General features: G+C 68.9%; 21 protein-coding genes. 9 read left to right on the top strand and 12 right to left on the bottom strand.

The genetic code is table 11. The features are described 5' to 3' along the window. Nucleotides 1–177 precede the first annotated feature (177 nt). The gene (locus ACIHAX_RS25505; RefSeq protein WP_355078359.1) at nt 178–654 is read left to right on the top strand and encodes an HAD-IIIC family phosphatase; all 477 of its coding nucleotides are present in this window, start codon (nt 178–180) and stop codon (nt 652–654) included. A gap of 150 nt (nt 655–804) precedes the next feature. Next, entirely contained in the window at nt 805–1,806 is a 1,002-nt protein-coding gene (locus tag ACIHAX_RS25500; RefSeq protein WP_355078358.1) for a helix-turn-helix domain-containing protein, read from the top strand. Here the strand turns inward: ACIHAX_RS25500 and ACIHAX_RS25495 are convergent. Next, complete coding sequence (locus tag ACIHAX_RS25495) at nt 1,771–2,649, bottom strand: sigma-70 family RNA polymerase sigma factor (protein WP_364438105.1); 879 nt, start codon at nt 2,647–2,649, stop codon at nt 1,771–1,773. The two genes, ACIHAX_RS25500 and ACIHAX_RS25495, sit on opposite strands and share 36 nt — an antisense overlap. A gap of 105 nt (nt 2,650–2,754) precedes the next feature. Between ACIHAX_RS25495 and ACIHAX_RS25490 the strand changes: the two genes are divergently transcribed. After that, the gene (locus ACIHAX_RS25490) at nt 2,755–3,102 is read left to right on the top strand and encodes a DoxX family protein (protein WP_379255535.1); all 348 of its coding nucleotides are present in this window, start codon (nt 2,755–2,757) and stop codon (nt 3,100–3,102) included. 13 nt (nt 3,103–3,115) lie between these two features. Here ACIHAX_RS25490 and ACIHAX_RS25485 read toward each other — a convergent pair whose 3' ends face one another. The 7 genes from ACIHAX_RS25485 to ACIHAX_RS25455 all read right to left on the bottom strand — a co-directional run bounded on the left by ACIHAX_RS25485 (nt 3,116) and on the right by ACIHAX_RS25455 (nt 10,433). After that, entirely contained in the window at nt 3,116–4,702 is a 1,587-nt protein-coding gene (locus tag ACIHAX_RS25485) for a GMC family oxidoreductase N-terminal domain-containing protein (protein WP_364438111.1), read from the bottom strand. A 105-nt stretch (nt 4,703–4,807) separates the two neighbouring features. After that, nucleotides 4,808–5,386 (bottom strand): TetR/AcrR family transcriptional regulator, encoded by a 579-nt coding sequence (locus tag ACIHAX_RS25480; RefSeq protein WP_039797950.1) that lies wholly within the window; start codon nt 5,384–5,386, stop codon nt 4,808–4,810. 33 nt (nt 5,387–5,419) lie between these two features. Next, nucleotides 5,420–6,889, bottom strand: a complete 1,470-nt coding sequence (locus ACIHAX_RS25475; RefSeq protein ID WP_356968123.1) for an FAD-dependent oxidoreductase — start codon at nt 6,887–6,889, stop codon at nt 5,420–5,422. 14 nt (nt 6,890–6,903) lie between these two features. Continuing rightward, entirely contained in the window at nt 6,904–7,308 is a 405-nt protein-coding gene (locus ACIHAX_RS25470) for a carboxymuconolactone decarboxylase family protein (protein WP_355078353.1), read from the bottom strand. Beyond that, nucleotides 7,305–8,183, bottom strand: coding sequence for an NAD(P)-dependent oxidoreductase (locus ACIHAX_RS25465; RefSeq protein ID WP_397279985.1), 879 nt, complete (start codon nt 8,181–8,183; stop codon nt 7,305–7,307). The genes ACIHAX_RS25470 and ACIHAX_RS25465 overlap by 4 nt, the downstream gene beginning before the upstream one ends. Beyond that, complete coding sequence (locus ACIHAX_RS25460; RefSeq protein WP_397279983.1) at nt 8,180–8,932, bottom strand: SDR family oxidoreductase; 753 nt, start codon at nt 8,930–8,932, stop codon at nt 8,180–8,182. Before ACIHAX_RS25460 ends, ACIHAX_RS25465 begins: the two co-directional genes overlap by 4 nt. Nucleotides 8,933–8,966: 34 nt before the next feature. After that, complete coding sequence (locus tag ACIHAX_RS25455; protein WP_397279981.1) at nt 8,967–10,433, bottom strand: aldehyde dehydrogenase; 1,467 nt, start codon at nt 10,431–10,433, stop codon at nt 8,967–8,969. Nucleotides 10,434–10,731: 298 nt separating this feature from the next. On the opposite strand from ACIHAX_RS25455, the gene ACIHAX_RS25450 reads away from it, so the two are divergent. From ACIHAX_RS25450 to ACIHAX_RS25430, 5 genes are all read left to right on the top strand, one after another. Continuing rightward, on the top strand, nt 10,732–11,937 hold the full coding sequence (locus ACIHAX_RS25450; protein WP_397279979.1) for a cytochrome P450: 1,206 nt from the start codon (nt 10,732–10,734) through the stop codon (nt 11,935–11,937). Continuing rightward, nucleotides 11,937–12,743, top strand: a complete 807-nt coding sequence (locus ACIHAX_RS25445) for an SDR family oxidoreductase (protein WP_364438866.1) — start codon at nt 11,937–11,939, stop codon at nt 12,741–12,743. The genes ACIHAX_RS25450 and ACIHAX_RS25445 overlap by 1 nt, the downstream gene beginning before the upstream one ends. Before the next feature lie 9 nt (nt 12,744–12,752). Beyond that, entirely contained in the window at nt 12,753–12,950 is a 198-nt protein-coding gene (locus ACIHAX_RS25440) for a ferredoxin (RefSeq protein WP_397279977.1), read from the top strand. A 139-nt stretch (nt 12,951–13,089) separates the two neighbouring features. Then, nucleotides 13,090–14,682 carry a succinic semialdehyde dehydrogenase gene (locus tag ACIHAX_RS25435; protein ID WP_397279975.1) on the top strand — a complete coding sequence of 531 codons (1,593 nt, stop codon included), beginning with the start codon at nt 13,090–13,092 and terminating at the stop codon, nt 14,680–14,682. A 95-nt stretch (nt 14,683–14,777) separates the two neighbouring features. Further along, nucleotides 14,778–15,263 carry a glutathione peroxidase gene (locus ACIHAX_RS25430; RefSeq protein ID WP_397279973.1) on the top strand — a complete coding sequence of 162 codons (486 nt, stop codon included), beginning with the start codon at nt 14,778–14,780 and terminating at the stop codon, nt 15,261–15,263. A 218-nt stretch (nt 15,264–15,481) separates the two neighbouring features. On the opposite strand, the gene ACIHAX_RS25425 is transcribed toward ACIHAX_RS25430, so the two are convergent. The 3 genes from ACIHAX_RS25425 to ACIHAX_RS25415 all read right to left on the bottom strand — a co-directional run bounded on the left by ACIHAX_RS25425 (nt 15,482) and on the right by ACIHAX_RS25415 (nt 19,511). Continuing rightward, nucleotides 15,482–16,846, bottom strand: a complete 1,365-nt coding sequence (locus tag ACIHAX_RS25425; protein ID WP_397279971.1) for an NtaA/DmoA family FMN-dependent monooxygenase — start codon at nt 16,844–16,846, stop codon at nt 15,482–15,484. Nucleotides 16,847–16,865: 19 nt separating this feature from the next. Continuing rightward, on the bottom strand, nt 16,866–17,900 hold the full coding sequence (locus tag ACIHAX_RS25420; protein WP_397279969.1) for an LLM class flavin-dependent oxidoreductase: 1,035 nt from the start codon (nt 17,898–17,900) through the stop codon (nt 16,866–16,868). Nucleotides 17,901–18,071: 171 nt separating this feature from the next. Then, the gene (locus tag ACIHAX_RS25415; protein ID WP_397279967.1) at nt 18,072–19,511 is read right to left on the bottom strand and encodes an MFS transporter; all 1,440 of its coding nucleotides are present in this window, start codon (nt 19,509–19,511) and stop codon (nt 18,072–18,074) included. A 255-nt stretch (nt 19,512–19,766) separates the two neighbouring features. Between ACIHAX_RS25415 and car the strand changes: the two genes are divergently transcribed. Next, nucleotides 19,767–23,240 (top strand): carboxylic acid reductase, encoded by a 3,474-nt coding sequence (car, locus tag ACIHAX_RS25410; RefSeq protein WP_397280074.1) that lies wholly within the window; start codon nt 19,767–19,769, stop codon nt 23,238–23,240. Between the two features lie 3 nt (nt 23,241–23,243). Here car and ACIHAX_RS25405 read toward each other — a convergent pair whose 3' ends face one another. Beyond that, nucleotides 23,244–24,908: a sulfatase-like hydrolase/transferase gene (locus tag ACIHAX_RS25405; RefSeq protein WP_397279965.1), complete on the bottom strand. Its 1,665-nt coding sequence runs from the start codon at nt 24,906–24,908 to the stop codon at nt 23,244–23,246. Between the last annotated feature and the right edge of the window lie 54 nt (nt 24,909–24,962).

Here is a 24,962-nt window from a genome sequence, read left to right as displayed (position 1 = left end):
GGTTCGGTCGTTGCCGCGAGGCGCGGCCGACATGCCGGTAGGATCACCCGCGCCGGTCATGGCCATGTAACCCGGGTCTTGTCCGGCACGTGTCGTGTCCTGGATGGTGTGCAGTGCCCATCTGTCGCGCACGCCACGGCGGAAAGGCAGTGATGACGCAACGATAGGGGCAGGGCGATGACACCGGCTCTGAGATGTCTTGTCTGGGAAGTGGACAACACCTTGTGGGACGGTGCCGTGTGCGACGCGACCGTCGGCGCGTTGCGGCCCGCCGCGCTGCGCACCCTGCGCGTGCTCAGCGAACGCGGGATCTGGCACGCCGTGGCCAGTCGCGGCGAGCGTGAGTGGACGCTGGACAAGCTGTACCGGCACGGCGTCTACGAGATGTTCTCGGCCGTCGAGATCGGCTGGGGCCCCAAATCTTCGGCGATCGTCCGAATCGCGCGCACGCTCGGCCTCGGACTCGACACCATCGGCTTCATCGACCACGAGCCGGTGGAGCGCGCGGAGGTGGCCCGTGCGCTTCCCGCCGTGCGGTGTTATGCCGCCCGGAATGCCGACGTCCTGCCGGTGCTGCCCGATTTTCGGCCCGTCTTGCGCACCGGGCCCGCGCCGACGCCGCCGCTCGGATTCGCCCGGGTGCCCGTGCGCTGAGTGCGTAACGCACGGCGCGCCGACGGAATCCGGCGGTCGAGCCGTCCGCTGCGGCTCGGACTTCCCAGCGTCGCGAGGTTCGCGCGGCAGCCGTATCGTTCTGGCCGGCACTACGATATGCGGTGGATCCAGCGGCGATAGGTTCTCACCATGAAGTGCTACGGCGTGACCGCCAACGACGCCCAATCGTGGACCGCGATCGCCAACGGTTTCGTTCCGATGGACTACCGGTACGGCGATCCCGAACGGTGGTACTCGGGCATGACGGTGCAGGAATCGGCCGCCTACCGGTTGTTGCGCTGGGAGCAGCGCGGAACGAGTACCTCCTATCGCACCCGGACCAACATCCGCCACGGTCCGTGCGACGACTTCTATTGGGTGGTCATCCCCGAACGGGGCGTGTACTCGGTGCGCTATCGCGGCGAGGAGACGCGGGCGCGGGCGGATCAGGCCGCGGTGACCGCACTCGACGACCTGTGCCAGATCCATATCCCGCTCTTGTCCGCCTTCGCCATCCAGCTGCCCCGGGCCGAACTCGATCATCGCGCGGGACCGCTCGCCGAACGCGGCATGACGATCGACCTGAACTCCGGACTCGGCCGGATCACCCAGGCCATGATCCGCAGCACCCACGCCGAGCAGTCGAACCTCTCCGACCACGAGTTCAACGCGGTGTGTGACCGGATCGCCGAATTGCTGAGCCTGATCTCGCTCGGCGAAACCCATCCGCAGCGCGGTCATCACGCTCAGGTCGTCGCGCAGATCCGGCAGTACGTGCGCGCCAACGTCGGCCGGGACGACGTCCGCCTGCCCGCGGTGGCGCACGCGCTGGGCTGGTCGCCCCGGCAATTGCGCTCGGTGCTGCAGCAGGTCGGCACCACCTATCGCGACGTGCGGCGGGAGGAGGCCCTGCGCGCCGCGCGCGATCTGCTGGACGATCCCACCCGGGAGGATCCCATCCGCGAGTTGGCGATTCGCGCCGGATTCACCCCGGCGTGGTTCTCCGCGGCGTTCAAGGCCCGTTTCGGCGAGACGCCGCGAGAATTCCGGCGGCGCCGAGCGGCGGAGCGCGCCGAGCCGGATGCGGCCGGTGCGTTGAAACGAGGCGGATCGAAATCAGCAGGGCAACAGGCTGATCGGGAGCCCGCGTAGCCGGGACGGATCGGCGGTCACCCGGTATCCGGTCACCCGGTCGCCGTGCACCGTGACGGTGAGCGCCAGCAGCAGCCTGCCGCGCGGGGCTACGACGATACCCGGGTGACCTTCCACCAGCGCGAGCGCCGCAACCTGCGAACGCCTCCGCAGCAGCACGGTTTCCGCGGCGACCGACCCCGCGCCGCGCACGGTCGTGGCCACTCCGGCGGGGAGCGCGGCGGCGTCGGCCGTCCGGACCACGTCGGGCGCCAGGACGGACAACAGCCCGTCGAGATCGCCGCTGCGCGCCGCGCGCAGGAACGCCTCGACGACATGCCGCTGCGCGGCGAGCTCCTGGCCCGCTGTGACATCCACGCCCCGCACGCGCTGCCTGGCTCGGCTGGCCAGCTTCTTGGCGGTCGGCGTGGTGCGGCCGACGATCGGCCCGATCTCGTCGAACGGCACCGCGAACAGGTCGTGCAGGACGAACGCGACCCGCTCGTCGGGGCCGAGCCGGTCCAGCACCACCAGCAACGCCCGGCCGACCGACTCGATCAGGACCGCCTCGCGCTCCGGCTCGTTCTCCTCGGCGCCGCTGTCGAGCCGCGGCGGGTGGTCGAGCGGTTCCTCGCGCCGCGCCGCCCTGCCACGCAGCATGTCCAGGCAGATCCGGGACACGACGGTGGTGAGCCAGCCCGGGAGGTTGCGCACGTCATCGACGTCGTGGCGGGCCAGCCGCAACCAGGTCTCCTGCACCGCGTCGTCGGCCTCGCTCGGTGAGCCGAGCATGCGGTAGGCGACCGCGTGCAGATGGTCGCGCTGCACCTCGAATTCCCGCGCCAAGCCGTCTTCGGTGGGCATCGGTCACCTTTCCGCTCCGTGGTCCGTCATCGGGATGACGGATTCGACAGCTCACAGGTGACCGTCGTCCGGACCGGGCGCGGCACCTGAGGAAAGGGTATTGCCATGGACATCGCCTACGTCGTCGCCACGGTGCTCGCGGCCGCGGCCGCCTTGCTCGCGGCCGGCATCGATGTGGTCCGCGCCGAGTGGGTGCGGACGAACATGCGCGCCTACGGAATCCCGGATTCGTGGCTGACGCCCCTGGCCGTGGTCAAGGCGCTCGGCGGGGCCGGACTGCTGGCCGGTCCGGCGTTTCCGCCGATCGGTGCGGCCGCGGCGGCCGGGTTGGTGCTCTACTTCGTGGGCGCGGTGCTGACCGTGGTCCGGGCGCGGCACTACACACACATCGGATACCCGCTGCCGTATCTCCTGCTGGCCGCCGCCTCGCTCGGACTGTTCGTCGCGTCGTAGGCGAGAGGACCCCCTACCCGGCGAGGATGAACGAGGCCGCCTGCTCGCCGATGAACACCGCCGGTGCGTGTGTGTGGCCGCGGATGATGAGCGGCATCACCGAGGCGTCGGCGACCCGAAGCCCTTGTACGCCGCGCACTTCCAGCCGTGGGGTGACGACGCTGGCGGTGTCGGTGCCCATGCGGCAGGTGCCGACCGGGTGGTAGAGCGTGTGCGCGTACGAGTTGAGGGTCAGCTCGAGCACGGCTTCCGGTTCCGCCGGCGCCTGCGGCGGGTAGATCAGCGGGCCGAGGACCGCTTTCATCGACGGCTCCGCGGCGATGGCGGCGCACACACGCAGCCCGGCCATGATGGCGGCGCGATCCGCGCCCGCGGAGTCGGACAGGTAGCGCGGATCGATCAGGGGCTTGGCGGACGGGTCCGCGTCGGACAAGGCGATCCGGCCTCGGCTCTGCGGGCGCAGCAGCACCGTCGCCAGGATCACGCCGTGTTCGGTCGGGTCCTGCAGTCCCTCGTAGTAGAACGGCGCGGGCGCGAAGACCAGCTCCAGATCGGGGAACTCCAGATCCGTCCTACTGCGGATGAACCCGTACGCCTCGCCGACGTTCGAGGTGAGCATGCCGCGATGCCGGATGAAGTAGTCCAGCAGTTGGCGCGGCTTCTCCGCGTCGAACAGCGAATCCCCCGCGACGCCGTAGCCGATGCCCGCGACCAAGTGGTCCTGCAGATTCGCGCCCACCTCCGGCGCGTGGTGACGCACCTCGATGCCGTGGCGGGCCAGTTCGTCGCGGTCGCCGATACCGGAGAGCATCAGCAGTTGCGGGCTGTTGATCGCGCCGCCGCACAGCACGACCTCGCGCCGCGCGGTCACCGTGTGCGTGACACCGCCCTGGCGGTACTCGACGCCGACGGCGCGCGTGCCGTCGAACAGCACTCGGGTGGCGAGCGCTTCGCTGCGGATCGTGAGGTTCGGACGACGCAAGGCGGGCCGCAGATAAGCGTCCGCGGTACTCCACCGACGGCCCCCGCGCTGGGTGACCATGGTCTCGGTGAACCCGTCCGGCTGCGGCCGGTTGGGCGGCTCCACCTGGTAGCCCGCCTCCTGGACCGCGGCCAGGTAGGCGGCGGTGAGGCCGCGCGGGCTGCGCTGGCGGGAGACGTACAGCGGACCTTCGGTGCCCTCGTCGGGATACTGGGCGTTCTCCACGCGTTCGATGCGCCGGAACTGTTCGACGGCCGCCGCGAAGCCCCACTCCGCACCCGCCAGCAGCGCCCACTCGTCGTAGTCGGCGCGGAAGCCGCGCACCCACATCATGGCGTTCATCGACGACGAGCCGCCGAACATCTTGCCGCGCGGCCAGTAGATCTCGCGGTTCTTCAGCTCCGGCTGCGGCTGCGTGAGGTAGTCCCAGTCCACCTCGGAGCGGAACAGTTTCGCGAACCCGGCGGGGATGTGCGCGAATTTGTTCTTGTCCGGCGGGCCCGCCTCGAGCAGCGCCACCGTGGTGCCCGGATCGGCGCTGAGCCGATTGGCCACCACCGCGCCCGCCGATCCCGAACCGACGACGACGTAGTCCGCGGAAAGCTCACCAGATTGCACTTTTCCCACTCCGATCTGCACCGACTACGGCAAAGATACGAGCAAGCATGCGCCGTGCGGCCCGGTTTCGGGTAACCGGCTCGAAGTCGTCCGGCATTGTCCGCGCTACCGCAGGATCAACAGCGCGGAGGCCTCGATCCGGTCGGCGATCTCGGAGTACGACCCGTAGCCCATGCCCGCGCGCACCAGCGCGCCCGCGTAGAGCAATTCCAGCGACTCGACCACGTCCGGGTCCGGGTCCGGACCGAGGGCGCGGATGATGCGCTTGCGGATCTCGGCGCCGATGCGTCCGCGCAGATGCTCGACGTCGGGATCGCGGCCGAGCAGCGCGCTGGTGACCGCGCCGGAGAGCTCCTGCTCGTCGGCCACCAGCATCGCGATGTTCCGCAGTTCGGCGACCACCCGAACGGTCGGGTCCGGGTCCTCGCTGACCGGCGACGGCGAGGCGACCAGCCGCCGCCAGAAGATCTCGGCGACCAGATGCTCCTTCGACGAGAAGTAGGTGTACGCCGTGGCCGTCCCGACCCCGGCGGCCGCGGCGACCATCCGGATGGTCATGCCCGCGAACCCTTCGCGCGCAAGCACTTCCACCGCCGAGCGGGTCAGCTTGTCCACGGTGTCGGCTTGTTTGCCGGAGAGCCTGCGGCGAGTCGCCTCGAGAATGACGGAATCGGGTTCGGACATGTGTCTGGATCCTACTAGGCGGATTGGAACGGTTCAGTTCTTGGCCGCCGCGATACCGGCCCGGCGTCCGTAGAAGCTGCCGTCGCCCAGCGACGCGCCGCTGACGTAACCGCCCGCGCACAGGCCGGAGGTGCACCGGCCCGCCGCGAACAGCCCCTGGATCGGCTCCCCGGAGACGTGCAGCACCCGCGAATCGAGGTCGGTACGCAGTCCGCCGAGGGTGAAACCGGCCGTGAAACCGCGCATGTCGAACGCCGCCACCGATCCGCGCAGCGGGCGCAGCCATTCCGGCTTCTTGCCCAGCAACGGGTCCGCGCCGTTGGCGGCGTGCAGGTTGTAGCACTCCACCGTGGCCTGCAACGCCTGGCCGGGCAGGCCCATCTCGGCTTCCAGCTCGGCGATGGTTTCCGCCACCCAGGTCGGGGGCTGGCGGAAGAACGGCGTCGAGGTCTCGGTGGTCAGCGCCTCCTCGTAGGACGCCTCGTCGATCACCAGGTACGCCTGATTGTCCTGCTGGATCAGCGTCGCCTGGCCGATCCGGCCGGGATAGGTGTCCTCCTGGATGTAGCGCTGGCCGCGCCCGTTGACCAGGATGCCGCGCGCCAGCAACTGCGGGTCACCGAAGAAGGCCACCTCGGTCGCGTCCATGTGCGCCAGCTGCGCGCCGAGCGCCTGCGCCAGCCGGATGCCGATGCCGTCGTGTTCCTCGATCGCCGCGGCGGGCCTGCCGATCAGTCGCGGCGCGTAGCCTTCGATCATCTCCTTGTGATAGGCGAAGCTGCCGGTGGCCAGCACGACGCCGCGTTCGGCACGGATGGCGACCGGCTTGCCGTAGCGGCGGGCGAGCACGCCGACCACGCGATCGTCGTCGTCGACGATCAGCCGCGCGATCCGCATGTCGTACTCCGCGCGCACGCCCAGTGCTTCCGCGGTGTCGGCCAGCGGTTTCATGAGCATCCAGCCGCCGCCCTTCTCCCCGGTGCGCTTGTCGGCCATCTGCGGAACATGGCCGCGCGGAGCGGGTTTCGCGATCGCGTTGAAGGGCGCGGCGTTCTCGCCGCCGGAGTACATCAGCCCCTCGTCGTGCGGCGGCTCCCACCCCGGCTCGCCCCAGAACGCCTCGCGGAACGGCACGCCGCAGGACACCAGCCAGTTGAAGTGCTCGACGCTGCCGCGGGTGTAGTCGGCGATCTTCGCCTTGTCCACGCCGGGCCCCAGCGCCGCGAGCAGGAAGGCCTCCATGTTCTCGGGGGTGTCCTCGAAACCGAGGGCCTGTTGCAGCGGTGTGCCGCCGCCGAGGTAGATGAATCCGCCCGCCAGGGCGGCGGCGCCACCCCAGCCGCCGGTGCGCTCCAGGACCAGCACGTCCGCGCCGGCGCGGGCGGCCTCGATGGCGGCGCAGACGCCCGCGATGCCGTATCCGGCGATGACGACGTCGGCGCGATGGTCCCAGTTCTCGACTCGGCTGGCGCGCAGGGGGCGGATGGTGGTGGCGTCGGACATGGTCAACGAATCCTTCACTGCTCGGCGGGCGCGGACTGCGCGCGGGCGGCCTTCTTCTGCTGCGCCACAATCGTGCCCACCAGGATGTCGAGTTTGGTGCCGTTCGGCCAACCTACGTAGTGACACAGGAACACCGCGATCTCGTGCAGCTGGTCTTCGGTGAGTTCGCCGTTGCGCAGCGCGGCCCCGACCTGGATGCCGGCGGTGTCGATCGCGCCCTGCGCCGCCAGCGCGCCGAGCAGCAGCAGCCTGCGGTCGCGGATGGTGAGCCCGGGCCGCGACCAGATGTCGGCGAAGAGGTGGTCGGCGGTGACGGCGAAGTGGGCGCCGGGGTATTCCTGGAACTCCGTGCCGTAGACCTCGGCCATCTTGGCCAGCCCGCGCTGCCGCGCGGAGTCGCCGGAACCGTTGTCGCTCATGAGGATTGCCTTTCCGATACGGAGGTGCCGGTTCCGACGCCGAGGCCGGGGCCGAGCCGGTCGAGTGCGAGTTCGGCCAGCGGCAGCGCGGTGCCGAGCCGTTCGCCCAACTCCAGGGCGAGACCGAGATCCTTCTCCCCGAGGTCGCGCACGTGCCGCAGGATCGGCAACCAGAAGTCGCCGTCCTGGATCGGGGCGGTGGTGTCGCGCAGCATGATGGCGCCGGGCCCTCCGGTGACCGCGTCGGAGTGCCGTACCACCTTGCCGAGCGCGGTGAGGTCGAGACCGGCCGCCTCGGCCAGCCGTTGCGCCTCGGTGGCCGCGGTGAAGGAGACGAAGTGCAACAGGTTGCGCGCCAACTTCATGCGCGTGCCCGCGCCGACCGGCCCGGCGTGCACGATCAGGTCGGCGAAGCAGCCGAACGGTTCGCGCACCTGCTCGAACGCCGCCGCGCTGCCGCCGACCATGACCGCGAGCGCGCCGCGGGTCGCGCCGGGTGCGCCGCCGCTGATCGGCGCGTCCACCAGTTCGACGCCGCGCTCGCCGCAGACCGCGCCGAGTTCCTCGGCGGTGCGGTCGCTGATCGTGGAGTGCACGGCGACCACGGTGCCAGGTGCGGCGGTCCGCAGCAGGCCCTCGGGTCCGGTGATCACCTCGCGCACCTGGGCATCGTTCACCACGGTGATCGAGATGACGGTGGCCTGTCGGGCCAGCTCGGCCGCCGAGGCGACGGAGTCCGCTCCGGCCGCGAGAAACGGCTCGACCGCCTCGGGCCGCATATCGTACACCGTCAGCCCGCCCGGCCACTCCAGCAGGCGCTCGGCCATCGGCGCACCCATGTTGCCGAGGCCGAGGAATCCGATGCGGGCGCTCATGATCGCACGATCTGTCCGCCGTCGACGTTGAAAATCTGCCCGGTGACCCAGCTCGCCTCGTCCGACAGCAGGTACAGGCAGGCGCCGACGAGATCCTGCGGAGTGCCCATCCGCTTGAGCGGCAGGCGTTTGACGATGTCGTCGACGATCACGTCCGGGGTGACCGACCTGGTGGCGTCGGTATCGATCGGACCCGGCGCGATGGCGTTGACGCGGATGTTCGACCCGCCCAGCTCGAAGGCCAATTGCTGGGTCAGGCCGTTGATGCCGGTTTTGGCCAGCCCGTAGAAGCTGGAATACAGCCACGCGGCGGTGGAGGATTGGTTGACGATCGATCCGCTGCGGCGTTTGGACATGTGCGGCCAGACGGCGCGGGTCATGACGAGCGCGCCGTCCATGTTCACGCTCATGAACTTCTTGTAGTAGTCCCACGGCACGGTCAGCAGCAGGTTCAGCTTCATCTCGCCGTAGATGGCGGCGTTGTTCACCAGATGGTCGATGGCGCCGAATTCGGCGACGGTGAAATCGGCGAGCGCGGTGGCGGATTCGGGATCGGACACGTCGAGGAGTCCGAACACCGCGGTGCCGCCGTCGGCGACGATCTTCTCGACCACCGCCGCGCCGCCTTCGGCGTTCTTGTCGGCGACGACGACGTTCGCGCCTTCGGCGGCCAGCGCCTGCGCGTAGGCGGCGCCGATGCCCTGCGCGGCGCCGGTGACGATGGCGGATCTTCCCGTGAAACGGGCCATGGACTTCAGCTCCTCTGTAGTTGTCCCGCGACGGTCAGGCCGCGGTGGCGATGACTTTCGTCTCGAGGTACTCCTCGAAACCGGCGATGCCCATCTCGCGGCCGAGGCCGGATTGCTTGTAGCCGCCGAACGGGACGTCGGCGGAGTACCAGATGCCGCCGTTGACGCTCAGCGTCCCGGTCCGCACGCCTTCGGTGACGCGCCGGATGCGTTCGGGGTCGTTGCCCCACACCGAACCGGACAGGCCGTAGGGGGAGTCGTTGGCGATACGGACGGCGTCCTCGTCGCCGTCGTGCGGGATGATCACCAGCACCGGGCCGAAGATCTCCTCGCGGGCGACGGTCGAGCTGTTGGGGACGTCCGCGATCAACGTCGGTTCGACGAAGAAGCCGCGCTCCCGGTCCGGCCGCCCGCCGCCCACCACGATCCGGCCGCCTTCGGCGCGCGCGATGTCGAGGTAGCGTTCCACCCTGGCGCGCTGCCGCTCGGAGATCAGCGGCCCGCAGACCGTGCGCGGGTCGGCGGGATCGCCCGGCTCGATCCCGCCGAGCGTGGCCGCGGCCGCCTGCACCGCTCGGTCGTAGGCGGCGCGTGGCACCAGCAGCCGGGTGGACAGCGCACACCCCTGTCCCGCATGCACGCACACCGAGAACGCCGCCACCGAGCAGGCCGCCGCGATGTCGGCGTCGTCGAGCACGATGAACGCCGACTTGCCGCCCAGTTCGAGGAACGCCTTCTTCAATGTCGTCGCGGCGCCGGTCATCACGGCGCGGCCGGTGGCCGTCGACCCGGTGAAGCTGATCATGTCGACGCGCGGATCCGCGGTGAGCCGGGCGCCGAGCGTGTGGTCCGCGGAGGTCACGATATTCACCACACCGGCCGGGATGTCGGTCTCCTCGGCGATGATGGCGCCGACCGCCGCCGCGCACCACGGGGTGTCCGGAGCGGGTTTGAGCACGACGGTGTTCCCCGCGGCGAGCGCCGGGCCGAGTTTGGCGAAGTTGATCTGGTGCGGGAAGTTCCAGGGCGTGATCGCCCCGACCACACCGATCGGTTCGCGGCGCAGTACTCGGCGCGTCTTTATGCCCATGGGCGCGGCCACACCCAGATCGGTTTCCCAGGCGTAGGTCTCGGGGAGCCCGGCCGCGTAACCGAGGTCGGCGACCGGGCCTTCCAGTTGCGGGCCGCTCGTGAGCATCCGCGGTGCGCCGACCTCGGCGATCGTGATCTCGCGCAGTTCTTCGACATGGGATTCCAGCGCGGTGCGCAACTGCGCAAGACAGCGCGCCCGGAAGGCGCGATCGCGCGACCAGTCCGTCTCGTCGAACGCGGTGCGCGCGGCGTCGACGGCCGCGTCGAGGTCGGCCGCGTTCGCGTCGGCGGCGAGGCCGAGGACCTCCTCGGTCGCGGGGTTCACCGTCGCGAAGACACCGTCGGCGCCCTCGACCAGCTTGCCGCCGATCAGCAGGCGGGACCCGTCGGCGGGCAGAAGGCTGCTCATGGATTACTCCGATACTGTCTGGACACGTGTACGGAATATAGTCTTGGAACGTGATCGGTGGCAATAACAGGTTCTAACTCTGCCATTCTCGCCGAGATCCGGGTGTCAGGTGATCCGGCCTGTATCGACTCCCGCCGGTGTTTCGCTCCGAAGCGGAGAAATGAGTCTCTGATCGGATGATTGTCGAGATCGAGTGCGCGGTGGTAGTGTCCAGACACATGTCCAGCTATCTGTCTTCGCTCGGCCCGCCATGTGCTGCCGCGTGGCGGAACGTGTTATCGGTTTTGGAGTGTGGGCGATGACGGCTGTGGTGGGGCCGCTGGTGTTCGACCCGTATGACTACGGGTTTCATGAGGATCCGTATCCGGTGTATCGGCGGCTGCGGGAGGAGGCGCCGCTGTATCACAACCCTGATCTGGGTTTTTGGGCGTTGTCGCGGCATCCGGATGTGGTGGGGGCGTTTCGTGACAGTGTGCGGTTGTCGAGTGCGAACGGGGTGTCGCTGGATCCGGCGGCGTGGGGTCGGCACGCGCATCGGACCATGTCGTTTCTGGCGATGGATGATCCGCGGCATCTGCGGATGCGGCGGTTGGTGTTCAAGGGGTTCACGCCGAAACGTGTCGCGCAGATGGAGGACCGGATCCGGGAGTTGACGCTGTCGTATCTGGAGCCCGCGTTGTCCGGTGCCGTCGGTTTCGACTGGATCGATGAGGTCGCGGGCAAGTTGCCGATGGATGTGATCTCCGAGCTGATGGGGGTGCCGGTGGTGGATCGGGGGGAGATTCGCCGGTTGGCGGATCTGGTGGTGCACCGTGAGGACGGTGTGCTGGATATCCCGATGGCGGCTGTCGAGGCTTCGATCGAACTGCTGGGCTACTACACGGAGATGGTGGCCGAGCGTCGGCGCGCCCCGAGAGAGGATCTGACCTCGGCGTTGCTGGATGCGGAGATCGACGGTGACCGGCTCACCGATGCGGAGGTCATCGGTTTCCTGTTCTTGATGGTGGTGGCGGGCAACGAGACGACCACCAAGTTGCTGGGTAATGCGTTGTATTGGGGTGCGCGTTATCCGGGGCAGTACGCGAAGGTCGTCGCGGATTCGGGTTTGGTGTCGGACTGGGTGGAGGAGACCCTGCGTTATGACACCTCGAGTCAGATGATCGCCCGCACCGCGACCGAGGACCTGGCGTATCACGGTGGGGTGGTTCCGGCGGGGGCGAAGGTGTTGTTGCTGATCGGTTCGGCCAACCGGGATCCGGCGGTGTTCGAGGACGGTGACAGTTTCCGGATCGATCGTGCCGATCGGTCCGGGCTGGTGAGTTTCGGGGCGGGTGTGCATTTCTGTTTGGGGGCGCACTTGGCGCGTGTGGAAGCGACGGTGGCGCTGACGGAGTTCGCGTCGCGTGTGCGGTCCTATGACGTCCTCGAATCCGGGATCGCCCGGGTTCATTCGTCCAATGTGCGTGGCTTCGCGCACCTACCCATCACCGTGGAGACCCGATAATGCCAAGATTCGCACCCCATCCGGAGCGCAGGCCCGCGCTCGTCGCCGGCGCCTCCTCCGGGATCGGCGCGGCCACCGCCGTCGCCCTGGCCGAACTCGGCCATCCGGTCGCGCTCGGCGCGCGTCGCGTCGAGCAGTGCGCCGAACTGGCGGACAAGATCCGGGCCAACGGCGGTGCGGCGTTCGCCCATCGGTTGGACGTCACCGAGCCGGATTCGGTGGAGGAATTCGTGCGTGCCGCCGAAGAAGCGCTCGGCCCTACCGAGATCCTGGTCTCCAGTGCGGGCGACATCGAGTTCGGGCAGGCGTACGCGATGGATCCGGAACGATTCGTGCGCCAGGTACAGGTCCATCTGGTCGGCGCGCAGCGTCTCGTGCACCGGGTGCTGCCCGGCATGCTGCGCAGGCAGCGCGGCGACATCGTATTGATCAGTTCGGATTGCGCCTCCGAGCCGCGTCCGCGCACAGGCGCCTACAGCGCGGCCAAGGCGGGGCTGGAAGCGATGGCCGCGCAGATGCGTATGGAGCTCGAGGGTAGCGGCGTCCGCCTGTCCCAGGTGCGCCCCGGACCGACCTTGACCGGCATGGGCATGGACTCCACGCCCGAGATCGTCGGCCCGGTGCTGGAGGACTGGAAAGCGTGGGGGTTCGCCAGGCATCCGTACATGTTGCGCGCGAGCGACTTGGCCGCCGCGGTGGTCGCGGTGGTATCCACCCCGCGCGGTTCGCACTTGGTGCTGGTCGAAGTGCAACCCGAGGCGCCGATACGTCCCCTCCCGGACGGCGCGGGACCGAACGAACAGTAAGGAGTCACGATGCGAGTGCTCGCCGATCTGGATCTGTGTCAGGGGCATGCCGTGTGCCAGGACGAGGCGCCGGAAGCGTTCCACGTCCCCAAACGCGGCAAAGTCGAGATCCTCGACGCCGCCGCGGACCCGCGGGCCCGCGACGACGTACAGCGCGCGGTCCGATACTGCCCGACCCAAGCGCTGTCGATCGCCACGCACGAATGAGCGGAATTCGTCCCTCGCGGCAGGTAGGCAGGGCGCGGCCGGGCGAATACGATGAATCCAAAATCGGAACGTGTTCTAATTCAGTCGCGCGGTCCGGCCCGGCACCTGCGGCGATGCCCGACGTCATGGAGAAGATCCGATGAGCACAGCACACACCGACAAGGCCGAGAGCACCTTGCCCGCCAGGATCACCGGGGAACTGCTCGCCCGGCTGACCGGCCTGGTCGCCGCCGACGGTGGCGCGGCGCCATATGAGATGACCGAGGTCTACACCGGCGCGCCGGTCGGTGCGCTTCCGCAGTCGTCCCCGCAGGACGTGCTGACGGCGTGCGCCGCCGCCCGGGCGGCGCAGACGGAGTGGGCCGCACTGCCGCTGCGCCAGCGGCTTCGGGTGTTCGAGCGGCTGCACGAGCTGATCCTCGGCGAGGTGGAGACCATCGCCGACCTCATCCAGATCGGGTGCGGCAAGACCCGTCGCATGGCAGTCGAGGAATCCTGCGACGTGCCCATGGTGATCAGCCATTACCTCAAGACCGCGCGCCGGGTGCTGCGGCCGAAGCGGCGCGGCGGCGCGATGCCGCTGATCACCTCCTCGATCGAGCAGCACCGGCCCAAAGGCCTCGTCGCCGTGATCGCGCCGTGGAACTTCCCCTTCGCCATCGCCCTGTCCGACGCCATGCCCGCGCTGATGGCAGGCAACGGCGTAGTCCTGAAGCCGGACAACAAGACCGCGCTGTGCGTGCTCTTCGGCGTCGAACTGCTGCACCGCGCCGGGCTGCCCCGCGGCCTGGTCCAGGTGGTGTGCGGTGAAGGGCCCGACATCGGGCCGACCCTGATCGACAACGTCGACTTCGTCATGTTCACCGGCTCGACCGCCACCGGCCGGATCGTCGGCGAGCAGGCCGGTCGCAACCTCATCGGATGCAGCCTGGAACTGGGCGGCAAGAACCCGATGATCGTGCTCGCCGACGCGAACCTGGACGAGGTGGTTCCCGGCGCGGTGTTCGCCGCGTTCGCCAACTCGGGGCAGGCGTGCATGCACATCGAACGGATCTACGTGCACCGGTCCCTCCACGAGGAATTCCTGCACCGGTTGGTGGCCGCGGCGGCGGAATTGAACGGAAAGATCGGCGGGGCCTACGACTACACGCCGGAGTTCGGTTCGCTGGTCTCCCCGCAGCATCTGGAACGGGTCGCCGCGCACGTCGACGACGCTCGGGCCAAAGGCGCCACCGTGCACGTCGGCGGGCAAGCGCGCCCGGATGTCGGTCCCGCTTTCTACGAGGCCACCGTGCTGACCGGCGTGACACCCGAGATGACCCACGCGACGCTGGAGACCTTCGGCCCGGTCGTCACCGTGTACCCGTTCGACGACGAGCAGGAAGCGGTGCGCCTGGCCAACGCGACCGACTACGGTCTCAACGCCAGCGTGTGGACCCGGGATGCGGCACACGGCGAGCGGATCGCCGCACAGCTGCAAGCGGGCAACATCAACATCAACGACGGCTTCGTCGCGACCTACGCCGCCAAAGGCACGCCGTCGGGTGGAGTGAAGCAGTCCGGAGTCGGCACCCGGCACGGTGACCAGGGCCTGTTGAAGTACACCGATACGGTGAACGTCGGCGTGCTCAAGAAGCAGGTGCTCGCCGCGCGGGCCGGTCAGCCTTACGACAAGCAGCTGAAGATGACCTTGATGTCGCTGCGGCTGATGCGCCGGACCAGGTTGCGCTGAAAGCTCGTAGGCCGATGCGCCCGCGGCGGTCGGAAACCCGGTGATCCGGTAGCGTGGCCGTCGGGGTGGATCTACGGAATCGAGAACGGATACCTATGAGCCTTCGAGAAGTCCCGCTACGCACGCTGTCCGGCGAGTCGACGACCTTGGCCGACTTGGTCGGCGACCGCGCCGTGCTGCTGGTGAACGTGGCCTCGAAATGCGGGCTGACACCGCAGTACTCCGGCCTGGTCGAACTGCACGAGTCCTACGGCCCGCGCGGTTTCAGCGTGGTCGGCGTGCCGTGCAACCAGTTCATGGGCCAGGAGCCCGGCACCGCGGAGGAGATCCAGCAGTTCTGTTCCACCACCTACGGCGTGGACTTCCCCTTGCTGGAGAAGACCGACGTCAACGGCGATGAGCGCCACGCCCTCTACCAGACCCTGGCCGAGACCCCCGACGCCGAAGGCAACGCCGGCGACATCCAATGGAACTTCGAGAAGTTCCTCATCGACCGCGACGGCAAGGTAGCGGGCCGCTTCCGCCCCCGGACCACCCCCGACGCACCAGAATTGGTCGCCGCCATCGAATCCGTGCTCTGACCGAACGTGAAACCGGAGCCGCCGTCCATCCAGGACGGCGGCTCCGGTCGTATCCCTTCACGAATGGCGCATCGCTGCGGCGAATCGCGAGTAGAACTCTCGATGGTGTGCCACTCCACAACTTCGGTCGCGATCCGTCGCGCGGCCACCAGGCACAGGCGTGCGGAGTGAGTGCCGAGCCGTCGCACAGTTGGGACGACAGTTCGGCTGTCGTGCGATCAGGAGCGGCGGGTGAGGGGTTCGCGTAGGCCGAGGTGGGCGCGGAGGGTGGTTCCGGTGTATTCCGTGCGGTAGACGCCGCGGTCTTGGAGTTCGGGAACGAGCCAGTTCACGATTTCGTCGAGGCCGGTCGGGACCAGGTAAGGGGAGATGTTGAAGCCGTCGGTCGCGCCGTGGCGGACCCAGCGGGCCAGTTCGTCCGCGACCTGGGTGGGGGTGCCCGCGAAGCCGGAACGTTCGGTGGAGGCGATCACGACTTCGCGCAGGGAGAGGTTTTCCGCCTCCGCCCTGGCCCGCCATTCGCGGGCGATGGCGATCGGGTCCTGTCCGGAACGCGGTGCGCCTCGGGTCTCCGAGATCGGGCGGGGCTGCGGATCGTCCGCGGGCAGGGGACCGTCGGGGTCGAGGCCGGACAGGTCGCGGCCCCAGATCTGGCCGGCCAGCGACAGCGCGGTCTGACCGGTGTACTGGCCGCTCTTCACCCAGCGCACTTTCTCCTCGACCTCGGATTCCTTCTCCGCGAGGATGATCTGCGTGCCGGGCAGGATCCGGATGTCGTCCTCGGGGCGGCCCGCCGCGCGCAGGCGTGTACGGATGTCGTTCGCGAAAGCCAGCGCGTCGTCGAAATGCGTTCCGTGCCTGGAGTAGATGACATCGGCGTGCGCGGCGGCGAAATCGCGGCCGGTGGGTGAATCACCCGCCTGGAAGATCACCGGATGCCCTTGCGCGCTGCGCGGCAGCGTGGGGGTGATCGTCACGTCGAAGTGCGGGCCGGTCCGCACCACCGGATGGATCGCCTCGGCACGCGCCCACGACGGGCTCTGCTGCGAGGTCGCGATCGCGCCGTCGTCCCAGGCGTCCCAGATCGCCCGCACCGTGGCGACGAACTCCCCGGCGCGCTCGTAACGCAGCGCGTGGTCCAGGAACCCGCCGCGCCGGAAGTTCGCGCCGGTCCAGGCGTTGTCCGTGGTGACCGCGTTCCAGCCCGCCCGGCCACCGGACAGCAGGTCCAGGCCGCCGAGTTTGCGCGCCAGGTCGGCGGGCTCGTTGTAGGTGGTGTTCTGGGTGGCCACCAGGCCGATGTGGCGGGTGACGCCCGCCAGCGCGGCGAGCTGGGTGATCGCGTCGGGGCGGCCCGCGATGTCCAGTTCGAGGATCGCGCCGTCCTGCTCGCGCAGGCGCAGGCCCTCACCGAGGAAGAACGCGTCGAACAAGCCGCGCTCGGCGGTCTGCGCGACCCGGCGGAAGGTTTCGAAGTCGATCTGCGAGCCGCTGGACGGGTCGGACCAGATGGTGGTGTGGTTCACGCCCTGGAAGAAGACGCCGAAATGGACTTGGGCGTCGGGACGCGGGAAGTCGGTCACGGAAACGATCTCCTGACGATCAGCGGGTGGCCGCGTAGCGGTTGGCGGGGCGGTTCAGGCCGAGGTTGGCGCGCAAGGTCGAACCGGGGATCGGGCGGTGCGCGACGCCGGTGCGCAACAGCGCGGGGACGACCTCGCGCGCGAGCACGGGCAGATCCTCGTCGATCACGGCGAGGTGCAGCCGCACACCGTCCAGGTGCGCGCTGAGTTCGGTCAGCAGATCGGTCAATTCCCCGGCCGATCCGGAGAACGCCAGGCGGCCCGGCGAACCGGAGGATTCGCCGAATCGCTGTGCTGCGTGCGTGCCCGGAACGTCCAAGGTCACTTCGACTTCGGCGAACGCGAGCGCGGCACCGCCGGAGTCCGCCGCCACGGCCGCCGCGACGGAATCGGCGGCGACGAGCCGGACATCGACCTCGCCTTCGGTGCCGAACACCACGGGCTGACCCTGTGGCGGCCGCGGCACGATCGCGGGTCCCTTCACCGAGAAGGTCTCGCCCTGGAAGTCGATGTAGTGCAGCTTGTTCCGGTCCAGGAATCGGCCGCTGGCGTAGTCGCGGATCACGGCGTCGTCTTCCCAGGAGTCCCACAGGCGACGGGCCACCTCGATCGAATCCCTTTGCTCGCGGGCAAGATCGGCGTCTTCCGACACCGGTCGACGTCCCCAGGTGGCGGCGGCGCGTGAATCGTCGGCGCGCTCGGCGATCCAGCCCGCCCGCCCCCGCGAGGCGTAGTCCAGCGACGCCACCTGCGATGCCGTGTGGAACGGTTCGGCGTAGGTGCTGGCCACGGTGGGAACCAGGCCGATCGTGCTGGTCGTCGCCGCGACGAAGGCCGCCCGCGTCACCGCGTCGATGCGGCCGGGAATCTCGTGCCTCGGCAGGATGGAGTCGGCGAACGTGGCCAGGGTGAACCCGGCGTTCTCCGCGGCGGCCACCCGCCTGCGCACGGTCTCCGGGCTGAGCAGACGGTCCGGCGCGTGTGCCGCCCGCCGCCACGCCTCGGGGCGGAAGCCCTCTCCGTCGAGTTCTACACCGAGCGCGAAAACGCCCATCCCGCACCTTCTTTCATCCCGCGAACGATGACGCGACGATCGGTGGCCCGAGCCGGGCACGATGCGGCTCGGGCCACCTTCGGCGCACCCCTTGCGAGCATGCGCGCAAGGGGCGGCGGATCGCGATGGTTTGCGTCGCGATGATTCGAAGGTTGTCGAACGGAGGGTCGGCTACCGTGCCGCACGAGCCGCGAAAGCGGCCGCCAGCAGGACCGTGACGCCCTCGGCGATCGCGGTGCCGCCGAGCGCGTGGGCCGCACTGCTCACCGTGCTGCCCGCCAGGCCCAGGAACAGCGATCCGAACCCTGCGATCCCGACCACGATGCCGAGTTGCACGTTGGTCACCAGGATGCCGCTCGCGTCGGCCGCCAGGCTCATCGGGACCTTGGCCAGCGTGCGGGTCATGAGCGGACTGAAGGCGATTCCGTTGCCCGCGCCGCACAGGCCGAGCAGGGTCAGCGCGAGCGGTCCGACGTCGCCGCCGTCACGTAGCAGCACGCCGAGGGCGACCATGCTCACCGCCCCGACGACCAGGCCGAGCGGGATCATCACCGGATGGAACCGGGCCGGGACGCGTTCCCAGTTCAGGCTGGCGACGGCGAAGGTCACGCCGAGGGGGACGAACAGCAGACCCGCGTGCAGCGCGCTGTAGCCCAGCGTGCTCTGTAGGTGGATCGCCATGACGAACATCCAGCCGCCGAAGGTCGCCATGGTCACGAACAGCGCGACCGCGGCGGGCACGAGGCCGGGCGCGGTGAGTACCGCCCGCGCGAACAGGGGCTCGCCGCCACGGGTGGCGACGACCCGCTCGATCGCCACGAACGAGGCGAAGCCGAGCACGCTGGCGGTCAGGGCGATCCACGACCACAACGGCCAATCCAGCTCCCGCCCCAGGACGAGCGGCAACACCAGCAGCAGCACCGACGCGGTGAGCGTGGCCAGTCCCGGCAGATCGAGCTTGCGCTCGAGCCGCTGGGCCGAGGGCGGCAGGATGCGCGGCGCCGCCGCGAGCAATACGAGGCCGATCGGCACGTTCACCAGGAACACGCCGCGCCAGCTGCTGCCGAAGAGATCGGCGTTGACGATCAGCCCGCCGAGGACCTGTCCGGCGACCATGCCGCCGGAGATGATGGCCGAGTAGACGCTCAGCGCCCGCGCGCGGGCATCGCCGGTGAAGGTGCGCTGGATGAGCGTCATGATCTGCGGCACCATGGCCGCCGCGCCGACGCCCTGGGCGAACCGGAAGACGATCAGCGATGCCTCGTTCCAGGCCAGACCACAGGCCAGTGAGGAGAGGGTGAACAGCGCGAGTCCGGCGATGAACGCGCGGCGCTGGGTGAATCGGTCGCCGAGGCGCGCCCCGGTGACCAGCAGGACGGCGTAGGCGATGACGTACCCGGCGACGATCAGCTGCAGCGCCGCGCCGCTGGTGTGCAGGGAATTGCGGATGGAGGGAATGGCGACGTTGACGATGGAGGCATCGAGCACCGCCATGAACTGCCCGGTGAGAATGACGGCGAGGAGGGCAAGCGAACGCCGCGCTCCCAGCACGGCCCGTGCGGCCGCGGCGGCCGTCGTCGCCGCGGGCCCCGGCGATATGGTCTGTGTCATGCACCGAGCATGCGGTGCGGCGGGCACCGGTAACAGGAGCCCGATAACACTGGTACCGGCAGCACCAGGCTGAGTGTGCGGCACAACGCAATACCGAGTAGTTTCCGGACCTTCCCGGCACCGTGTCCAGTGTCACAGACGTGCGCGGCGGCTATTGCCTGACCAAAGTACTTAGTCGAGCTAACGTGTTTAGGAAGGCGCGTTCAAGGACCGAAGGAGGTCGTCGTGGCACCCGAAACACGCGGGGAGCGGCTCATGCGCCGCATCACCCGGCTATATGCCGAATACGACGACATCCGCAACGCCACACCGCGTGCGGACGTCGCCGAGAAGATTCGCGACCCCGGAGCGGGGCTCGCTCAGATCGTCGAGACGGTGATGGTCGGCTACGCCGACCGGCCCGCCGTCGCCCAGCGCGCGACCGAGCTGCGCACCGACGAGACCGGACGCACCACGCTGACGCTGCTGCCGCGGTTCGACACCATCACCTACGGCGAGCTGTGGGAGCGCGTGCGCGCGGTCGCCGCCGCATGGCACGGTGACGCGGACACACCGCTGCGGGCAGGCGACTTCGTGGGCATCCTGGGCTTCACCAGCAGTGACTACACCACGCTCGACCTGGCCTGCGTCCACCTCGGCCTGGTCGCGGTACCCATGCAATCCAGCGCCCCGGTCGCCCAGCTCACCGCGATCGTGGCGGAGACCGAGCCGCGGGTGCTGGCGGCGACACCGGAACTGCTCGACACCGCGGTGACGTGCGCGCTGTCGGAGTCCGGGCCACAACGGCTGGTCGTCTTCGACTACCACCCGGAAGACGACGACCAGCGGGCGGCGTTCGACGCGGCCCGCGCGCGGCTGGCCGACGCGGGCAGCGCGGTGCGCGTCGAATCGCTCGACGAGGTGCTGGCGCGCGGCCGGACGCTGCCGCCGGCGCCGCTGTTCGTCGCCGAGCCCGGCGAGGACCCGCTGGCGCTGCTGATCTACACCTCGGGCAGTACCGGAACCCCGAAAGGCGCGATGTACAGTCAGCGGCTGGTCGCCAGGGGATGGGTGAACCGGCCCGACGTCGCCGCGATCAACTTCAACTACATGCCGATGAGCCATGTGGCCGGTCGCGGGTCGCTGACCGGCGTGCTGGCGCGCGGCGGCACCGCGTACTTCGCGGCCGAGAGCGATATGTCGACGCTGTTCGACGACATCGCGCTCGCCCGGCCGACCGAGCTGTTCTTCGTTCCGCGCGTGTGCGACATGGTCTTCCAGCGCTACCAGAGCGAGGTGGACCGGCGCTACGGACCCGGTGTGGACCGCGTCGCGCTGGAAGCGGAGGTGAAAACCGAACTGCGCGAACATTTCCTGGGTGGACGACTGGTCATGGCGATCTGCGGGAGCGCCCCGGTGTCGGCCGAGATGAAATCGTTCGTCGAGTCGGTGCTCGATCTGGAGTTGCACGACGGCTACGGATCCACCGAGGCGGGCGGCGTGGTCGTCATCGACGAACGGGTGCAGCGGCCGCCGGTACTGGACTACAAACTCGTCGACGTCCCCGAGCTGGGCTACTTCCGGACCGACAAGCCGCATCCGCGCGGCGAGCTGCTGTTGAAGAGCAGCACCCTGATCTCCGGGTACTACAAGCGGCCCGAGGTCACGGCCGAGGTCTTCGACTCCGACGGCTTCTACAAAACCGGCGACATCGTCGCCGAACTCGGCCCGGATCACCTGGTGTACGTCGATCGGCGCAACAACGTGCTGAAACTCTCCCAGGGCGAATTCGTCGCGGTCTCGCGTCTGGAGTCGGTCTATGCGACCAGTCCGCTGATCCGGCAGATCTTCGTGTACGGCAGCAGCGAACGTGCCTATCTGCTCGCCGTGATCGTGCCCACTGAGGACGTGCTGGCCTGGGGAGATCCGGAGAAGATGAGGACGGCGCTGAGCGATTCGTTGCGACAGCTGGCCAAGGACGCCGAGCTGCAGTCCTACGAGGTCCCGCGCGAGTTCCTGATCGAGCCGGAACCGTTCACCACCGCCAACGGATTGCTGAGCGGCATCGGAAAGCTGTTGCGGCCCAAGCTCAAAGAACACTACGAGCCGCGTTTGCAGGAGCTCTACGCCGAACAGGCCGCCGGGCAGGCGAACGAACTGCTCGATCTGCGCCGCACCGCGGAGCACCTGCCCGTGCTGGAGACGGTGAGCCGCGCGGCGAAGGCCGTACTGGGCTGCGCGGACGCCGATCTGCGCCCGGACGCGCACTTCGGCGATCTCGGCGGCGATTCGCTCTCGGCGTTGTCGCTGTCGAATCTGCTGCACGAGATCTTCGAGGTCGAGGTGCCGGTGTCGGTGGTGACCAGCCCGGCCAACGGGTTGCGCGAGGTGGCGGCTTACATCGCGGCCGAGCGCGCCTCGGGTACGCGGGGCGCCACCTACTCCTCTGTGCATGGCGCCGAGTCGCAGGTCCGCGCCGCCGATCTGACCCTCGACAAGTTCCTCGACGCCCGCACACTCGCCGAGGCGCCGAATCTGGCGCGCCCCTCCGCAACCGTGCGCACGGTGCTGCTGACCGGCGCGAACGGCTACCTCGGCCGTTTCCTGTGCCTGGAATGGCTGCGGCGGATGCACGACAGCGGAGGCACGCTGGTCTGCCTGGTCCGGGGTTCCGACGCCGCCGCGGCGCGCAAGCGACTCGACAGCGCCTTCGACACCGGAGATCCCGGCCTGGTCCAGGAGTTCCGGGAGCTGGCCGCCGCGCATCTGGAGGTGATCCCCGGCGACATCGGTGATCCGAACCTGGGGCTCGACGATCGGACCTGGCGACGGCTGGCCGAACAGGTCGACGTGATCGTGCATCCCGCCGCACTGGTCAACCACGTGCTGCCGTATCGGCAACTGTTCGGCCCCAACGTGGTCGGCACCGCCGAGTTGGTCCGTCTCGCCCTGACCACGCGGCTCAAGCCGTTCACCTATCTGTCCACGGTCGCCGTGGCCACGCAGATCGACCCGGCCGTCTTCGCCGAGGACGGCGACATCCGCGAGCTCAGCGCGGTGCGCGCGGTGGACGACAGTTACGCCAACGGCTACGGCAACAGCAAGTGGGCAGGCGAGGTGCTGCTGCGCGAGGCCAATGACCTGTGCGGGCTTCCGGTGGCGGTGTTCCGGTCGGACATGATCCTCGCCGACCGGCGTTACACCGGTCAGCTCAACGTGCCCGACATCTTCACCCGGCTGCTGCTGAGCCTGCTCGTCACGGGAATCGCGCCGTTCTCCTTCTACCGCACCGACGCGAACGGCCAACGCTCGCGCGCCCACTACGACGGCCTGCCCGCCGATTTCACCGCCGAGGCGATCACCACTCTCGGCGCCATGGCGGGGACGGGTTTCCACAGTTTCGACGTGCTCAACCCGCACGACGACGGCCACTCGCTCGACGAGTTCGTCGACTGGCTGATCGAGGCGGGCCATCGCATCGAGCGGATCGCCGATTACGGCGAGTGGGTCACCCGATTCGAGACCTCCCTGCGGGCGTTGCCGGAAGCTCAGCGCCAGGCCTCCGTGCTGCCGTTGTTGCACGCCTATCGACGACCGGCCCCGGCCGTTCGTGGCTCGGCATTGCCCGCGGAGAAATTCCGTGCTGCCGTCCGAGCCGCGAAAATCGGCGCCGATCAGGATATTCCGCAGATCTCCCGGGAGCTGATCGAGAAATACGTCAGCGACCTGGGCGTGCGGGGCTTGCTGTAGGAGCTAGGACGGCTTCGGCACGGCATCGAGCAAGGCGTTGCCGATGCGTTCGGCTTGGATCAACACGTTCGTCTGCGCCGAGAGGTAGTCGCCGATGCCTTCGTCCTGCGCGGCCCGCAGATACGGCGGCAGCGGTTGCTGGATCTCGGTGCGAATGACGTTGTCCAGCAGCGACTCCATCTCGCCGCGCAACGGATTCCCGGTGGCGGCTTGGTTGTCGAGCTCGAGCCTGCCGCCGTCGGTGCTGTAGTCGTAGAGCTCGAATTCCTGTGCGGCCGCCGGGTCGATCTGGATCCGGCCGTGCACCCAATGGGAATAGGAGGCGAATTTCGCGTCGGGGGTGCGCACCATCGCGACGTGGCCCGGGGCGTTCTGATCGAACAGCATCGCGGCTTCCTCGATCGAAGCCTCGTCGGTGGTATGGGCGACCCACGGCCTGCCCGCGGCTGCCGGGTTGCGGCACAGCGCGGCGATGTCGAGACGCCCGCTGAGATGTTCGTAGCGTCCGTCGCCGCGCCATTCGTCGCCGCCGGTGCCGATGGTGAGCAGCAGGGGAGTGAAATCGACACTGGAAGTGAGCTGGTCCCTGGTGCTCGTCCCGTTCACCGGGCTCAAGTGGCCGCGCGGATCGTGGACGTAGAGCGGGACGCGCAGCGCCTCGTCGTAGGCGGCGCCGCCTTTGCCGTGCAGGCCGTGGGAGCCCGCGTAATCCCCGTGGTCGGAGGTGAAGACGACGACGGTGTTGGCGGCGACGTCCGGACGCGACTGCAAGGTGTCCAGCACGCGGCCGATCTGGATATCGACCTGCTGCTGCGCCCACAGATACAGATTGCGCATCTCGATCCAGGCCTGCATGGCTTCCGGCGTTCCGTAGGGCGCCGCTCCGAACGCCACCGCCGAGACCTGCACCAGCGCCATCTGCAGGCGCGGTTTGCGCGAAAGTTGTTCGAGCGACTCGAAATTGGGCGGCAGCTCGTTCATCCAGCGTGGGATGTCGGCGTTGAACTGGTCGCGACGGGTCCAGCGCGGCCACCATTGGATGTCGTGCGGGTTGACCAGCGACACCGTCGTGCACCAGGGCGCATTGCCGGAATCGTTGTGGAACCAGTCGACGAATTGGTCGACGATCTTCGGATCCATTTGCAGCCCTTGACCCGGCGCGCCGTTCGGTGAGGGATAGGTGCCGCCGTGGAATCCGTAGGCTTCGAGCGCGCCCGGTGTGCGATCCGGGTAGCTGCCGAGATGCCACTTGCCCCAGTATGTGGTGTCGTAACCGTGGTCGCGCAGCATGGACCCCCACGTCGGGAACAGCGGCGACAACGTCGATTCCGACACGACCATGACCCCGGTCTGCTGCGCGTAGAGGCCGGTCAGCAGGCAACCCCGGGCGGGTGTGCAGTCGTTGGCCGCCGTGTAGTGATTCTCGAACGACACGCTGCCCCGGCGGATCCGTGCGATGTTCGGCAGCACGGCGTCCAGCGTCTGCTGGTCGGGGAACCACACGGGTGTCCGCATCTCGTCCACGATGATCACCAGGATGTTCGGCTTGTCCGGATCGGTGTCCGCTCGGGCCTTGCCCGGCGCGGCTCCGGTCGTGACGGCGGCCGCGGCCGTGGCCGAAGTGGCCGCACTGGACAGAAATCCCCTGCGAGTGAACGAGCTCGGCAATGTTCCTCCACGAATGAGTCGTGTTCGGTCGAATGGAACGCGGAGAATCTCGGT

Source organism: Nocardia sp. NPDC051929, assembly GCF_044548645.1.
GTDB classification, from domain to species: domain Bacteria; phylum Actinomycetota; class Actinomycetes; order Mycobacteriales; family Mycobacteriaceae; genus Nocardia; species Nocardia sichangensis.
This window is presented reverse-complemented; position numbering and strand designations above follow the sequence as displayed.

What these genes read in the sequence shown, in the direction of transcription:
- ACIHAX_RS25445 (WP_364438866.1), top strand. Translation starts at nt 11,937, where the DNA reads ATGCCAAGATTCGCACCCCATCCGGAGCGCAGGCCCGCGCTCGTCGCC.
- ACIHAX_RS25420 (WP_397279969.1), bottom strand. Translation starts at nt 17,900, where the DNA reads ATGGGCGTTTTCGCGCTCGGTGTAGAACTCGACGGAGAGGGCTTCCGC.
- ACIHAX_RS25500 (WP_355078358.1), top strand. Translation starts at nt 805, where the DNA reads ATGAAGTGCTACGGCGTGACCGCCAACGACGCCCAATCGTGGACCGCG.
- ACIHAX_RS25475 (WP_356968123.1), bottom strand. Translation starts at nt 6,889, where the DNA reads ATGTCCGACGCCACCACCATCCGCCCCCTGCGCGCCAGCCGAGTCGAG.
- ACIHAX_RS25470 (WP_355078353.1), bottom strand. Translation starts at nt 7,308, where the DNA reads ATGAGCGACAACGGTTCCGGCGACTCCGCGCGGCAGCGCGGGCTGGCC.
- ACIHAX_RS25415 (WP_397279967.1), bottom strand. Translation starts at nt 19,511, where the DNA reads ATGACACAGACCATATCGCCGGGGCCCGCGGCGACGACGGCCGCCGCG.
- ACIHAX_RS25505 (WP_355078359.1), top strand. Translation starts at nt 178, where the DNA reads ATGACACCGGCTCTGAGATGTCTTGTCTGGGAAGTGGACAACACCTTG.
- ACIHAX_RS25450 (WP_397279979.1), top strand. Translation starts at nt 10,732, where the DNA reads ATGACGGCTGTGGTGGGGCCGCTGGTGTTCGACCCGTATGACTACGGG.
- ACIHAX_RS25490 (WP_379255535.1), top strand. Translation starts at nt 2,755, where the DNA reads ATGGACATCGCCTACGTCGTCGCCACGGTGCTCGCGGCCGCGGCCGCC.
- ACIHAX_RS25455 (WP_397279981.1), bottom strand. Translation starts at nt 10,433, where the DNA reads ATGAGCAGCCTTCTGCCCGCCGACGGGTCCCGCCTGCTGATCGGCGGC.
- ACIHAX_RS25460 (WP_397279983.1), bottom strand. Translation starts at nt 8,932, where the DNA reads ATGGCCCGTTTCACGGGAAGATCCGCCATCGTCACCGGCGCCGCGCAG.
- ACIHAX_RS25480 (WP_039797950.1), bottom strand. Translation starts at nt 5,386, where the DNA reads ATGTCCGAACCCGATTCCGTCATTCTCGAGGCGACTCGCCGCAGGCTC.
- ACIHAX_RS25495 (WP_364438105.1), bottom strand. Translation starts at nt 2,649, where the DNA reads ATGCCCACCGAAGACGGCTTGGCGCGGGAATTCGAGGTGCAGCGCGAC.
- ACIHAX_RS25440 (WP_397279977.1), top strand. Translation starts at nt 12,753, where the DNA reads ATGCGAGTGCTCGCCGATCTGGATCTGTGTCAGGGGCATGCCGTGTGC.
- ACIHAX_RS25465 (WP_397279985.1), bottom strand. Translation starts at nt 8,183, where the DNA reads ATGAGCGCCCGCATCGGATTCCTCGGCCTCGGCAACATGGGTGCGCCG.
- ACIHAX_RS25435 (WP_397279975.1), top strand. Translation starts at nt 13,090, where the DNA reads ATGAGCACAGCACACACCGACAAGGCCGAGAGCACCTTGCCCGCCAGG.
- ACIHAX_RS25430 (WP_397279973.1), top strand. Translation starts at nt 14,778, where the DNA reads ATGAGCCTTCGAGAAGTCCCGCTACGCACGCTGTCCGGCGAGTCGACG.
- car (WP_397280074.1), top strand. Translation starts at nt 19,767, where the DNA reads ATGCGCCGCATCACCCGGCTATATGCCGAATACGACGACATCCGCAAC.